Source organism: Tolumonas auensis DSM 9187 (assembly GCF_000023065.1).
GTDB lineage: Bacteria > Pseudomonadota > Gammaproteobacteria > Enterobacterales > Aeromonadaceae > Tolumonas > Tolumonas auensis.
Genome location: NC_012691.1, coordinates 728,545 through 743,013, shown reverse-complemented (window position 1 = coordinate 743,013; position 14,469 = coordinate 728,545). Strand labels below are relative to the sequence as shown.

Genomic DNA, 14,469 nt, shown 5'->3' with positions numbered 1-14,469 from the left:
GCGTTACTGCCACGGGGCGCGTTGTTTTACCTGCGTCCAGATTGGACTTTCCAGTGAGCGGCAGATCTGACGCGCCAGCTCGACCATGCCGTCATAACCGGCATACGCATGTTCACGTTCCTGATTGATATCGAGGAATGGCAGACGGGCCTTGTAAGCGGTAAACATGTTACGGCCACCGGCGATCATCAGGTCGGCACGATACTGGTAAGCCACGTCCAGCAGATTGCGGGCGTTGCCGTCTTCCAGCATCAGGGCGTTATCCCCCATCAGCTCACGGATACGGGCTTTGTCTTCTTCGGTCGATTTACGCGTGCCGCTGGCCACCACTTCCATGCCCAGATCCTGCAACGCCGCCACCACCGACCAGGATTTCACGCCACCGGTATACAGCAGCACCCGTTTGCCTTTCAGACGGGCCCGGAACGGCGCCAGCTGGGCTTCGGTTTCGGCTTCTTTGCGGGCAATCAGCGCTTTGGTGCGGGTGATCAGATCGGGATCGCCCAGCATCTCTGCAACCGTTAACAGGGATTTCGAGGTATCGCTCACACCATAGAAACTGCCTTCAAACCATGGCGTGCCGTATTTGGTTTCCAGTTTGCGCGCCACGTTGATCAATGCGCGGGAGCAAACCAGCATATTGAGTTCAGCGCGGTGGATGGTCTGTACTTCATGGAAACGGGCGTCCCCTGACAGTGTGCAGAGAATACGCACACCGAGTTCATCAAACAGTGGCTGAACGTTCCAGAATTCCCCGGCAATGTTGAATTCACCAATCAGGGAAATATCATGGCCCTGTTCTGCCGGAACAGAATAATCCGCAGGCCACGGTGCCGGTTCCGCCGTACCCACCACCTTATCAACCATCACCTCACCGGCGATACGGTTACCCAGATTTTTACTGCCGTAGAAACCAGCCGCATCCACCGGGATCACCGGTACACCGACTTTGATTTCTGCTGCTTTACAAATCGCAATAATGTCGTCGCCTTCCATCGCCGGCACACAGGTGTTGTACACAAACACCGCCGCGGGATGGTAACGTTCCACAATATGTTTTACCGCGTGATAGAGACGGCGTTCACCGCGCCCCATGATCACATCCTGTTCATTTAAATCAGTGGTAAACCCCATCCGGTAAAGTGCCGGACCTGAACTGCGGGCGCCCCGGTTGTCCCATGAACTGCCGGTACAACCGATTGGACCATGCACCAGATGCGCAACATCTGCGATGGGTAACAGCGTGATTTGTGCACCATCAAAAGCGCAACCACCTGCGGTAGCACCCGGTTTCGGGGCACTGCAGCCGGATTTGGCTTTACTGTTATGGCCACAGGCGGGTTCATCCATCAATGCCGCTATTTCGTTGCCTTTCATCGCTCCCTCCTGAAATGTGCGCGAGCTCTCATTTTTGAGTGGTGCAAGGAGCAGTCCAGTTGTAACCTATTGATTTAAATGGTTTTGTAATTGTCGTGATCGCAACAAACACGACAGAACAGGACGCTATCACCCCTGCTGATTTCACCCCCCAGCCAAATCAGCAAGGGTGATAGCTTTGATACCTGATGCTTATTGCCAGCCCGCGGATGAATTATTCCAGCTCGGACAATTCATCACTGAAACGTTTGCCCAGATCATCTTTGCGTCCCAGCGCCTTCGCCAGCCATGGCGGTAACTGCCCCTGCATCAGTTCCTGCAGAGCATCCAGCTGGGTGCTGATGCGGTTATCTTTCTTGATTTTTACCGGATGAATACCATGACGGATGATGCGCGCTGCTGCCGGGCCACCAATCGCCTCACAGAACAGCAAATGACAGCTGTGCAGTAAACGGGCGCGGGTTTCGTTATCTTCCTGGGTGTCATCAGGTACAAAATGGCGGATATCAATCAGCTGTGAGCCTTTCTCTGTCACCTGGTAAATGAAGAACAGATGACAGTTACCGAAATGACCATTCACGGTTAATCCATCATTGGAAGAAAACGCCACGCGCAGTGCATCCGCTTCTGCAACCGCCGGTTTCGGATCGAGATGTACCGGTAACTGCCCTTGCAGACATTCCAGCAACACCTGCCAGCGGGCATTACTTAAACCGGCCAATTCCGCCGGCGCTGACGCTTTCAGTGCTTCCAGCGTGAGTTTTTCCATCTGAGCAATGCTCAGCGGGCCTTGCAACGCCCCACTCACCCAGTCGAACAACACGGATTGTCCGACTTCCGGCACTGCCTGTGCTAAGGCGATGAGACGCCAGTAAACCTGACTTTCTAACAGAGTTTTCATCACAGCCTCCCGTAACCTGACTGAGTTATTCGCCTGCGCGCTTCAGACGCAGTGTGATTGGCAATGAAGGTTTTACCTGCGGTTCCAGGAAATAAGCTTCGCCATTGTCGAGATCAACCCGGCCACCCCAGTTGTCATCCTGCTCGAATTGCAGTTGAGCCACTTTGGCTTCCAAGTCACGTTTGGCGATGTAGCAGTACAAACCATCGTCGTGCTGACGGAACATAATGTTAGGCATGTGACAACCCTTCCCTTTGCAATCGATTGAATTTCTTATGATTGAAACAAATAAGCCCGGAACTGCAGCAAGTACGGTTCCGGGCTTATGAAGGGGCAGACCAGCTGCCCCTGATTACAGTATCGATTAACGAACCAAATCGAAGTTGTAATCTGTTTTGCCCAGTTCCATGGTTTCGCTGTCAATTTTTTCCATCACGGCGTTAACCAGTGTGGTCAGCATGTACATGGCACCTTCGTAACCGAGGGTAGTCATGCGATGCAGGTGATGACGGTCGAAAATCGGGAAGCCCAGACGGATCAATGGAACTTCAAACGCTTTGCCTTTAGCCAGGGTGTCGCGCTGAATGAATTTGCCGTATGAGTTACCAATCATGAAATCTGGTTTGTTCGTGAACATCAGTGAACGGAAGTGCCACAGATCGTGACCCACGTACACTTCGCTGCCCTGACCGTATGGTGAATCAGCCAGCATTTTCTCCATGGATTTTTTCCATTTCTTGCTGCCGTTATTACACAGGATCACGTTTGGTTCACAGCCCAGTTCGAGCAGGAATTTAACCAGACCTTCGACGAAATCAGGGTCACCGTAGACACCGAATTTCTTGCCGTGCAGCCAGGTGTGGGAGTCGGTGATCATGTCAACCAGACGGCCACGTTCCAGTTCCAGTGAAGCAGGGATCGCTTTACCAGTCAGTGCAGAGACTTTCATCAGGAAGTCATCTGTCCATTCCAGACCCATCGGGATGCTCAGATCAGTCGCTGGCTGGCCCCAAGTTTCTTTGACCATTTTCTTAGTTTTCACTAAGTGCCAAGGTTGCAGCATCAGGGTGTCGATGGCGTTAGGCGCATCTTTCATTTCGTCCTGAGTCGTGCCACCGGCATACATGCGGTATTGACCATCAGATGGGGTGTCTAATACTTCTGACGGGTCAGACAGCATAGCGAATGGCACACCCATTTCGGTCAGCATGCGTTTGATAACGCGGTAGTTACCCAGATAAGTTTCAAAGCCGGTAACGATGTTCAGTTTGCCGTTACTGCCTACTTTGTAGTCAGCTTTGTCAGCAGTGAAGGTGTTGCAGAAACCTTCGAACATGTTGTCCCAACCAGTAATGTGGCTGCCCACGAAACTTGGGGTATGTGCATAAGGCACCGGGAAATCTTTCGGTACAAAACCATCTTTCTTGGCGTTGTTAGTGAAGGCCTGCAGGTCGTCACCGATAACTTCTGCCATACAGGTGGTAGAAACCGCGATCATTTCTGGTTTGTAGAGCGCCAGGGCGTTCTGCAGACCGTCGTTCATGTTGGCGTGGCCACCGAATACAGCCGCATCTTCAGTCATGGAGTCAGATACGCAAGCTACTGGCTCACGGAAATGACGGTTGAAGTAAGTACGGAAGTAAGCCACACAACCTTGTGAACCATGCACGTAAGGCAATGTTTTCTCGAAACCCAGTGAACACAGAACTGCGCCCAATGGCTGACAAGCTTTTGCCGGGTCAATGGTTAATGCTTCACGGCTGAAGTTCAGATCTTTGTATTCCTGAGTGGTAGTCCACTCGAACACTTCACGAACTTTCTCATCGCCATGCGCTTCTTCATATTTAGCGTGTTTATCAGCGAACAGATTCTGATATTCATCCTGTTCAAACAGCGGATAACAGGATTTGATGTTCTCTATATTTTGACTCATACAACTCTCCTTCCCGCGCCACTCATCTGTGAACTAACGGGGTAATGGAATCAAATACCGGGGCCATTACGCGCTTTTTTTCCATGGCGCAGTCTGTTTTGACCAGCACGGATTGTTCAGGGTCATATCCATATCACGGGCGAAGATGGCGAAGCCGTCAAAACCGTGGTACGGGCCTGAGTAATCCCAGGAGTGCATCTGACGGAATGGGATACCCATTTTCTGGAAGATGAATTTTTCTTTGATACCAGAACCGATCAGGTCAGGTTTAACTGCCTTCACGAACTCTTCAAATTCATAACCAGTCACGTCATCAAACAACAGTGTTGCTTCAGGTAATTCTTGCAGAGTACGGTCGTAGTCATCGTTATGCGCGAATTCATAACCGGCACCGACGATTTCCATGCCCAGATCTTCATAAGCACCGATCACGTGACGTGGACGCAGACCACCGACGTACAGCATGACTTTTTTGCCTTGCAGACGTGGTTTGTACTTGGCGATAACTGCAGCAGTCTGCGCTTCGTATTTGGCGATAACTTCTTCCGCTTTTTTCTGGATAGTTTCGTCAAACTGAGCCGCGATTTTGCGCAGTGATTCAGCAATTTTGGTCGGACCGAAGAAGTTGTATTCCATCCATGGGATGTCGTACTTCTCTTCCATATGACGAGAGATGTAGTTCATTGAACGGTAGCAGTGCACCAGGTTCAATTTAACTTTCGGTGTGTTTTCCATTTCAGCCAGGGTACCGTCACCAGACCACTGAGCTACCACACGCAGACCGATCTCTTCCAGCAGGATACGGGAGGACCATGCATCACCACCGATGTTATAGTCACCGATGATAGCGACATCGTATGGTGTACCAGCGAATTCAACTTCATCACGGTTACCCAGGATCCAGTCACGAACTACGTCGTTCGCAATATGGTGACCAAGAGACTGAGACACACCGCGGAAGCCTTCACAACGTACTGGTACGACTGTCTTACCGGTTGACACTTTCGCCTGTTTGGCGACAGCTTCAATATCGTCACCGATCAGACCAACAGGACATTCGGACTGGATAGTGATGCCTTTAGACAGCGGGAACAGCATTTCCATTTCATCGATGATTTTGGTCAGCTTTTTGTCGCCGCCGAATACGATGTCTTTTTCCTGGAAATCAGACGTAAAGTTCATGGTGCCGAAGCTGTTTACACCAGTCAGACCAGTGTAGTAGTTACGACGACCAGCACGGGAATATTGACCACAACCAACAGGACCATGTGACAAATGGATCATGTCTTTGATTGGGCCGAATACTACCCCTTTAGAACCGGCGTAAGCACAACCACGGATGGTCATAACGCCCGGCAGAGACTTACGGTTAGAAGTAATACATTTGCTGGCTTTTTCCAGCGTTGGGTCGTTCACAGTTAAGTGCTTGGCACGATCCTTACGCGCTTTTTCTGGATAGGCTTCGAGCACTTCCTGAATTAACGCCAGATTCTCTTCACGAGTTCTGTTAGTCATAGCAGTAATTCCTTGAATGGGCGGACAATCCGGGCTGGCAGCATCCCTGCCAGCCGCCGGGTTAAGACCTTAAGCTGTAGCTGCAGCTTCTTCTGCTGCGGTCTTACCGATGATGGTTTCGTCTTCAACATCCATGATGCCGAATTCCATCAACAGCTCTTCCAACTCATCCATGGTTACTGGTGTTGGAACAACGAACAGTTTGTTGTTAACGACTTTGTTCGCCAGCGTGCGGTATTCGTTCGCTTGCTTACAGGTTGGGTCGTATTCGATTACAGTCATACGACGGATTTCTGCGCGCTGAACGATGTTGTCACGTGGTACAAAGTGGATCATCTGAGTGCCCAGTTTGTCAGCCAGTGCGATGATCAATTCATCTTCACGGTCAGTTTGACGTGAGTTACAGATCAGACCAGCCAGACGAACAGAACCAGATTTCGCGTATTTCACGATACCTTTGGAGATGTTGTTCGCAGCGTACATTGCCATCATTTCGCCGGAGCAAACGATGTAGATTTCCTGAGCTTTGTTTTCACGGATTGGCATAGCGAAACCGCCACACACTACGTCACCCAGTACGTCGTAGAATACGAAGTCTAAATCTTCTTCGTACGCGCCTTCTTCTTCCAGGAAGTTGATAGCAGTGATAACACCACGACCTGCACAACCAACTCCTGGCTCTGGGCCACCAGACTCAGCACAACGAACTCCGCCGTAACCGATCTGTAATACGTCTTCCAGTTCCAGATCTTCAACAGAACCAACTTCTGCTGCCATTTCCATGATGGTATTCTGGGCTTTTGCGTGCAGGATCAAACGAGTAGAATCCGCTTTCGGGTCACAACCGATGATCATCACTTTTTTACCCATTTCTGCTAATGCAGAAACCAGGTTCTGAGTGGTAGTAGATTTACCGATACCACCTTTACCGTAGATTGCACATTGACGTAAGGCCATGTCGTTTCTCCTCTGAATGACGTTGACGTATATATATATGCACGTCACATACCAATCAGGCCAAACAATTCAACACATTGAAATATAACGATTATTTTTAAAATAGTGATTTATGTCGCAGAAACGATCGATACAAACACGGACGTTTTGTATGGAAATGGACAAGGGAATGTCAGCTTTGTGAAGTGGCTCAAACTTATGGGCCAACCTCAAAGCCATAACGCGATCCAGCGCAACATTCTCTTTTCTCTCCACCTCACTGCTCCTCCGGCTAAAAACTCATCAGGGATGAGGCTGATTTAATAACCACAGGCAGACTGGATTGACCCCAATCTGTTTCTTTGCCTGAGGACACATAATGAAACGTCTCGCTTTGCCGTTGTTATTCCTGCTATCGCCTGCTGCATCAGCGCAGTGGACGCTCCCCGGTGTTCCGGTCTTTAAAGAGAACCCGGACGGCATCTTCACCAGCGTCGCAACACTGAAAAAAGGTGCTTATCCACTGCGTTTTGAAACTGACAATCAATGCTGGCAGCCGGCAAGCGCACCGAAACTGAACCAGATGTTGTCGCTGCAACCCTGTGGCTCACAATCCGCTATCGATTGGCGCTTGTATCGCGATGGTGAATATCAGATAAAAATCGACACCCGCAGCGGCACGCCGACGGTATTACTCAGTGTAAAAGTACCCGCTGTCAGTAACAGTACAAACCTGACACAGACTTGTCCGCAGTCAGATGGCAAGCCGCTCACTGTCGATGTCAGTAAAACGTTTAAGGATGGAGAAACGCTCCGGGATTATTACAGCGGCCAGACCGCCACCGTGCAGCAAGGCAAAATTACCCTGCAACCATCCAGAGAAAGCAGCGGCCTGCTTCTGCTTGAGCCGGTAAGCACTACAGAGAAAGCCCCTTTCAACTGGCACAACGCCACCGTTTATTTCGCACTGACCGACCGCTTCGCCAATGGCAACCCGGCGAATGATCACAGCTATGACCGTAAAAATGATGGTCAGCAGGAAATCGCCACTTTTCATGGCGGCGATCTGGCCGGCCTCACCGGCAAACTCGATTATCTGCAACAACTCGGCGTCAATGCCCTGTGGATCAGCTCACCACTGGAACAAATTCACGGCTGGATCGGTGGTGGCACCAACGGTGATTTCCCGCATTATGCTTATCATGGTTACTACGCGCTGGACTGGACCAAACTCGATGCCAACATGGGCACCGAGCAAGAGCTGCATACGCTGGTAGAACAGGCGCACAAACGCGGCATCCGTATATTGTTTGATGTGGTAATGAATCATGTGGGGTATGCGACATTGGCTGACATGCAGGAATTTCAGTTCGGCGCACTGCATCTGAAAGCCGATGAACAAAAGCAACTGCTCGGTGAACGCTGGACCAACTGGCAACCCGGCAAAGGCGAAAACTGGCACAGCTTCAACAACTTCATCAATTTCAGTGAGGGTACTGCCTGGGAAAACTGGTGGGGCAAAAAATGGATCCGCTCCGGCATCGGGAATTACGATAACCCCGGTTATGACGATCTGACCATGTCACTTGCCTTCCTGCCTGATGTGAAAACCGAAGCCACCCAGGCCAGCGGGTTACCTAATTTCTATCGTTATAAAAAGGATACCAACGCCAAAGAAATTGCCGGCTACGCGCCACGGGATTACATCACGCATTGGCTGAGTCAGTGGGTGCGCGACTATGGCATCGATGGTTTTCGCGTTGACACTGCCAAACATGTCGAAAAACCAGCCTGGGATCAGTTAAAGACCCAAGCCACCCAGGCATTAGCGGAATGGAAAAAAGCGCACCCGCAGGAAGCACTGGATAACGCGCCATTCTGGATGACCGGCGAATCGTGGGGACATGGCGTCATGAAGAGCGATTATTTTCAGCATGGTTTTGACAGCATGATCAATTTTGATTTTCAGGATCAGGCAAAACAGTCGTTGGAATGCTACGCCAACATTGATGGCACTTATCGTCAGATGGCAGAAAAGCTACAAGACATGAATGTGCTGAGTTATCTCTCGTCACACGATACCCGACTGTTCTTCCATGACGATGCGAAAAACGACATAGCAAAACAGAAACTGGCTGGCAGCCTGTTATTGCTGGCGCCCGGAGCCGTGCAGATCTACTACGGTGATGAAAGTGGCCGCCAGTTTGGTGCGACCGGTTCTGATCCGATACAAGGCACCCGTTCAGATATGAACTGGAATGAGCTGAAAGATGACAAAGCTGCATTGCTCACCCACTGGCAGAAAATCAGTCAGTTCCGCGCCCGTCATCCGGCAATCGGTGCCGGTCAGCAAACTACGCTGCCAGCCAGCGGTTATTACGCCTTTAGCCGTCAGTACCAGCAAGATAAGGTAATGGTGGTGTGGGGCGGCACGCCGGCTCATTGATCTTTGTTGTCCAACCGATGACGGCCCTACTGTGGCCGTCATTTTTTCTGCTCCTGAATTTCCGGCGTTTCATTTAAAACCAAATATACTTGTTGAATATCTGTTAAATCGGTTACATTTAGTTGTTAGCAATTATATTGCGCACAATCAATAATCCCTACATGCAAGGAGATAGTGACATGGCAACTGTAACTCTGGCTGGTAACCCGGTAACTGTTAACGGCGACTTCCCGAAAGCCGGTACAACCGCCAAGCCTTTTTCACTGGTCAACAAAGAACTGGCTGATGTCACCCTGGCCTCTTTCGCTGGCAAACGTAAAGTGCTGAACATCTTCCCAAGCGTGGACACCTCCGTGTGTGCGGCATCTGTGCGCCACTTCAATGAAGCTGCCGGCAAGCTGGAAAACACCGTAGTGCTGTGTATTTCTGCTGATCTGCCATTTGCTCTGGCGCGTTTTTGCGGTGCGGAAGGTCTGGATAATGTAATCACGCTGTCTACCCTGCGTGGCGCAGAATTCAAACAGGCTTATGGTGTGGATATCGCTGACGGCGTTCTGGCCGGCCTGACGGCCCGTGCAGTAGTGGTGCTGGATGAAGCAGATAAAGTGCTGCACGCCGAGCTGGTTGATGAAATCACCCATGAACCCAATTACGATGCAGCACTGAAAGCGCTGGCTTAAAACCGATAACCTACTGGCACCATGATGCTGTGTCAGTAGGTATATTCTGACTCGCTGTAAAGTTAAAGCGCTTAATGACCACTTCTACTTCCTGACCATCCGTCGGTGCCAGACCCTGTCGTAACCATAAGTTGATATGCAGCGGCATCGTTATCTGCGGGATCGCTTTCCTGTAGTTTTTGGGTGCGAATTGCCAGCTGGCAATGTTGTCACTGAGTGCAGGTTCATCACTGCCGTTATCATTGAACATCTGGAAGCAAACCGCATTACTACGCCAGCTGTAACGCTGGATCGTGTCTGTTCCGGTTGGCAGCACAGCAAAGCTCTGCGTATTTAATGGCAGCGTTGACGACGCAGGATAGACCGTAAAATTGCCGAGTGGTGCCGCAGCATCACCCCATCTGGACATTTCAATATCGATTTCATTCTGACCATCCGGCCCTGCATAATGAAACAGCCCCAGTACTACATTGGCATCCAGCTGATCAAGCTGACCGCTGACACGCCATTCATAATTACCAAAGCCTTTATTGGTCAGCTGATACACTTCCGCGCTGTACCAGGTGCCGTTCAGATAAGAGATCTTTAAATGTAACTGGCCGAGTTCATCAACCCACGCGTTATCTTCACTCCAGTTATTCGGGCCCGGTGCCGCAATGCCGTTTTTTACCTCCCATTGCTCACCGGCAAACGTCAGTGTTTTCGCAACTACGTTCCCCGCCGAACAACACAACCCGGCAAACAGCCCTAACCATCGGTATTTTTTTTCTATCAGCATTCTTATTGCCTCCGTGCATTGTCGTGAAATATGAAATTATCCGGCCATCTCATCAGAATATATTGCGGATATGCGACCAGACATTGTTTCTGGTGTAATGAAAACGAACCGATACCGATAAGCCTTCAATAACCTGTACCGGCATGTGCTCCAGTTTTAACACTACTTTTAATGCTGCTTTGTTGTTATCAAACGGGCCAGCCAGTTGTGCCGGTACCCGCTCGGTAATTTTAGTGGGTTCACTCACCGTCGCCGCTATCGTTTCACCGCCGGGCAATGTCACTGTGGCCTGTTGTCCGATACCGGAAAATTGCCCGTCAGAGGGGGTTAAATAGGCGACCACTACAGGTTGAGAACGAATGGCATACAACATTAACGGTTCACCGCTACGGACCGTCATCCCCCGCTGTACCAGTACATCTTTTACCTCTCCATCCATCGGGGCTACAACCTGCAACTCCGATTGTCTGGCTTTCAGAAGTTGTAAACGTAATTTGAGCTCATTCAGATACTGCGCCGCACTACCGCTGATCTTATCCTGATTCAGGGCGTACAGATTGCGGTTACTTTCCAGCAATAACAATTCGGCATTCATCTTCAGCTGACTAACATTGGCCCATTGTTCTAACTGCAACAATCCGTTCTGATTAAAACTCATGTATTTTTGATACAAAGTACTTTTTTCTTTCAGATCCGCAGCAGCAATATCAATTTTCTGTTTCAACAACGTTTCCTGTTTTACCCAGTCCCCGGTTAATGTTTTTTCCAATAACGAAATATTATTTTCCAGTTGCTTTATTTCTGCCTGCAGAACGGGTTTATCCAAAGCAATAAGGATATTACCCTGTTTCGCCGGTTGGCCTTGTTTGATATTTACCGCCGAAATAACAGCATCCTGACTCGCCTGAATTTTTAGTGGTTCAGTGGTCAGCAAACCAGGTGACTCCACAATTACTTTGTCTTTGGTGATATACCAGACAAAAATAAGCACCGGACTTATAATTAAGAACAAAATCAGATACCAGCGCAAACGAAATGCTATTCGTTTTCCCGCACCATAATTGATTTTTACACCGCCATGCTGTGCAGGATTTTTTTGCTTATCGAGATGAAATTTAATTTTCATATCAGAAACGTTTTCCTCTTTTCAACACCCACCACGGTGCCATGTTACTTTCTTCATGACTACGTCGAATTTGTTCATTTAATACAGCAATAGCATTCACTATGCGCATAATAAAACCGTATATCGGATAAAATGGTAACCATTTAAAATAATGGATATCTTTTGTCGGGTGCTTGGAAACAGCGATCAAAAAAACCATAAAATGTAATACAGTAAAAAACAAATAACATAAATACTGAATGGCAAATCCGGCACACACGACCTGTGCAGGATAATTAAAGAAAACCCATATGGTATAAAAAACGACCAGATATGGCAGAAGAATATTCTGAACAACACCATATAACACAGTCGAGATATAATTTCTCCAACCTAATAACCGGGGAGAAAGCCCCTGCTTATGTTTTCGGAGATAAAGAAAATAGAGATCGCCATCCCAGCGAATTCTCTGCATAAACAAAGACTTAACCGTAGTTGGCACATCCGTATAGCCCATGGCATGCGCTGCAAAAGGAATTCTTAAATCGGGGTGTCTGGCCATATACTGCTTGATACGTAACGTAATATCCAAATCTTCGCCCGAATGCGTATCCCATCCACCGATTTGCCGAACAAATTTCGTACGAAATGCACCAAAAGCACCTGAAATACTATTGATTACATTCCATTCCGCCAGCCCGGTTTTGGCTCCCTGCAGTGAAATCATATATTCCAGAGCCTGCATACGGGAAACCAGACTTACGTTGTCATTTCTGACCCGTAATGAACCGCCAACAGCAGGAACATTAGGATCGGTAAATTCCTGTACTATCTGACTGACCGTATCATTATCAAATGAAGTGTCCGCATCTAAAGCGAAAAACAACTCGCCTTTCGCAATATTCAACGCCGCATTCGACGACGAAACCCGTCCCCCACGCTGCCATTTCGGTAAAATGATTAACTTCCGGCGAGCATAACGCGCCACGATCTCCCGGCATTCTAAAGCGGCCTGATAGGTGGATTTATTAATGCTGGCGCCATCAATCACAACAATAATTTCAATATGACCACTGTATACCTGTTCGCACAGGGTCAGAATGGTCTTTTTTATATCTTCACCTTCGCTGTAACAGGTGACGCCACAGGTAACCAGCGGACTGTAATACGGTTTTTCCTGCTCATGATGTTTACGCCAGAACCAGCGGCCTATGCCCAATAGCACCATCAGACTCAGCGGCACATCAAATATCAGAAACATCGGCAGAAATAACGCAACAGCCGAAAGATCCGATAATAACGTATGTTTAAACTGCAGAAAAAAATAACTGATGATCAGCAGCTGATCACTCACGAAGTAAATTCCCCGAGTAACTGCTGGATCCAGATTGCCGCATCATCATCTAACTGTGGATCAGGCAAAGCACGCAGTCTGAAATCAAGCTGCAGATTATGCGTTATCTGCTCTTCACCTAATGATTTGAGTTTATTTGTAATCACACTCTCGTGATCCGCCGGTGTATTGGGTAAAAAGAACAGCAACACATCATCCCGGTAGTGACAACAAACATCCGTGTGCCGCATTACCGACTGCAAACGCTGAGTCAGTGCATCAATACGGGTGATGGCTTCTGCCTCGCCAAGTTGATAAATCACAGCACCTAACTCCGTAAAACGAAGTGCTGCGACCAGATGCGAGTTCCGATGACGTAACGCAAGTTTGTTTTGCCATAGCAATAACCAGTAAAAATGTTCTTCTGCGACGTGACCGCCAACCCATTCCGGGATCAGATTCCGCAGCGCACCATTACGCATATACATCACACCACTGTCTGTCAGCTTGTAATGCCGGATGGCACGCATAATCAACTGTTCAGGTGTTTGCTCATGCCCGCCTTCCAGACAGCGGACCTTCACGACACCATCTGTAAATAACGCATCACAACTATGGCAGCGATAGTTTTCCAGCGGACGATCATAATCCACACCAATATGCCGCAACTGACTCAGGCAATTAGGACAGGAAAGATGCCCGGCGTGTAAAAAATCAGCCTGAGTAGCAACATGCCCGCAAGCAAAACAATGCAAGGCCGATTCAGCCGCCACATCAATACTCCCGCACTCCGGGCAGGATTCGACATAATTCAGATGGCCGCTGTGACAAACAGAACAATAACGAACCCGATCAACCAGCGTCGCTCCTTCGATGAGTCCTTCACGTTCCAGCGAATGGAGCCAGGGGAACAGTTCGTTATCCTGATCAACCCAGAGCGCGGCCAGCGGATAATCATATAGCCGGGCACTCTCAGGGTGTGGTTTGGCACTCAGCGAACGCCCCTGCCATAGCCAGAGATAGGTCAGTAAACGTTCGGTGATCCCCTTTTCCGGATCAACCTTTAATATCTGATATCGCTGTGCAAATTGTTCTATCCTGATCTGGAGATCATCCGGGATATTGCCATCCGATAAATACGCAGACAGCTGACTTGGCTGAACGGTGAAAACCGGAAAAGCAAACCAGCGGGGGTGCTTCCTGATCTGTACTAATAACTGATCCTGCTGCGCCGGATCATCCAGATTGAGGATGAAGCAAGATGGCTCATCAACTGCATCAGGTAATGAAGAGAGATGAGACATAGCCGGCAAGCGATTCAGAATAGGATTTGACGTCTGACGTCCCAGCAGAAACAACTTCATTTTCACCTAATATAAAAGATAGATTTAAGAAACCATTAAATATATCAATAAAGGTCATTAGGAATACATTAAATATGTAAAATCATGAATGAAACTGTCGT

At 48.8% G+C, this 14,469-nt stretch carries 12 protein-coding genes; 2 read left to right on the top strand and 10 right to left on the bottom strand.

Annotated elements, in window-relative coordinates; translation table 11 throughout:
- Positions 1 to 3 precede the first annotated feature (3 nt).
- From nifE to nifH, 6 genes are all read right to left on the bottom strand, one after another.
- Positions 4 to 1,377 (bottom strand): nitrogenase iron-molybdenum cofactor biosynthesis protein NifE, encoded by a 1,374-nt coding sequence (gene nifE / locus TOLA_RS03375; RefSeq protein WP_012728883.1) that lies wholly within the window; start codon positions 1,375 to 1,377, stop codon positions 4 to 6.
- A gap of 214 nt (positions 1,378 to 1,591) precedes the next feature.
- Positions 1,592 to 2,278 carry a NifB/NifX family molybdenum-iron cluster-binding protein gene (locus TOLA_RS03370; protein ID WP_012728882.1) on the bottom strand — a complete coding sequence of 229 codons (687 nt, stop codon included), beginning with the start codon at positions 2,276 to 2,278 and terminating at the stop codon, positions 1,592 to 1,594.
- A 25-nt stretch (positions 2,279 to 2,303) separates the two neighbouring features.
- Positions 2,304 to 2,516: a putative nitrogen fixation protein NifT gene (gene nifT, locus TOLA_RS03365; RefSeq protein WP_012728881.1), complete on the bottom strand. Its 213-nt coding sequence runs from the start codon at positions 2,514 to 2,516 to the stop codon at positions 2,304 to 2,306.
- A 126-nt stretch (positions 2,517 to 2,642) separates the two neighbouring features.
- Positions 2,643 to 4,211, bottom strand: coding sequence for a nitrogenase molybdenum-iron protein subunit beta (gene nifK, locus TOLA_RS03360; protein ID WP_012728880.1), 1,569 nt, complete (start codon positions 4,209 to 4,211; stop codon positions 2,643 to 2,645).
- 66 nt (positions 4,212 to 4,277) lie between these two features.
- Entirely contained in the window at positions 4,278 to 5,726 is a 1,449-nt protein-coding gene (gene nifD, locus TOLA_RS03355) for a nitrogenase molybdenum-iron protein alpha chain (protein ID WP_012728879.1), read from the bottom strand.
- Between the two features lie 69 nt (positions 5,727 to 5,795).
- Complete coding sequence (gene nifH, locus TOLA_RS03350) at positions 5,796 to 6,683, bottom strand: nitrogenase iron protein (RefSeq protein WP_012728878.1); 888 nt, start codon at positions 6,681 to 6,683, stop codon at positions 5,796 to 5,798.
- Between the two features lie 358 nt (positions 6,684 to 7,041).
- Here nifH and TOLA_RS03345 point away from each other — a divergent pair, with 358 nt between their 5' ends.
- A complete protein-coding gene (locus tag TOLA_RS03345; RefSeq protein ID WP_012728876.1) occupies positions 7,042 to 9,108 on the top strand; it encodes an alpha-amylase in 2,067 nt (688 codons plus the stop codon).
- A 179-nt stretch (positions 9,109 to 9,287) separates the two neighbouring features.
- Positions 9,288 to 9,788 (top strand): thiol peroxidase, encoded by a 501-nt coding sequence (tpx, locus tag TOLA_RS03340; protein WP_012728875.1) that lies wholly within the window; start codon positions 9,288 to 9,290, stop codon positions 9,786 to 9,788.
- A 10-nt stretch (positions 9,789 to 9,798) separates the two neighbouring features.
- On the opposite strand, the gene TOLA_RS03335 is transcribed toward tpx, so the two are convergent.
- Genes TOLA_RS03335 through TOLA_RS03320 form a run of 4 tightly spaced genes read right to left on the bottom strand, consistent with a single transcriptional unit; the run spans position 9,799 to position 14,368 of the window.
- Complete coding sequence (locus TOLA_RS03335; RefSeq protein WP_012728874.1) at positions 9,799 to 10,566, bottom strand: LamG domain-containing protein; 768 nt, start codon at positions 10,564 to 10,566, stop codon at positions 9,799 to 9,801.
- 52 nt (positions 10,567 to 10,618) lie between these two features.
- Positions 10,619 to 11,692: an HlyD family secretion protein gene (locus TOLA_RS03330; RefSeq protein ID WP_012728873.1), complete on the bottom strand. Its 1,074-nt coding sequence runs from the start codon at positions 11,690 to 11,692 to the stop codon at positions 10,619 to 10,621.
- A 1-nt stretch (position 11,693) separates the two neighbouring features.
- A complete protein-coding gene (locus TOLA_RS03325) occupies positions 11,694 to 13,025 on the bottom strand; it encodes a glycosyltransferase family 2 protein (RefSeq protein ID WP_012728872.1) in 1,332 nt (443 codons plus the stop codon).
- Complete coding sequence (locus TOLA_RS03320) at positions 13,022 to 14,368, bottom strand: TackOD1 domain-containing metal-binding protein (RefSeq protein ID WP_012728871.1); 1,347 nt, start codon at positions 14,366 to 14,368, stop codon at positions 13,022 to 13,024. The genes TOLA_RS03325 and TOLA_RS03320 overlap by 4 nt, the downstream gene beginning before the upstream one ends.
- Positions 14,369 to 14,469: the final 101 nt, after the last annotated feature.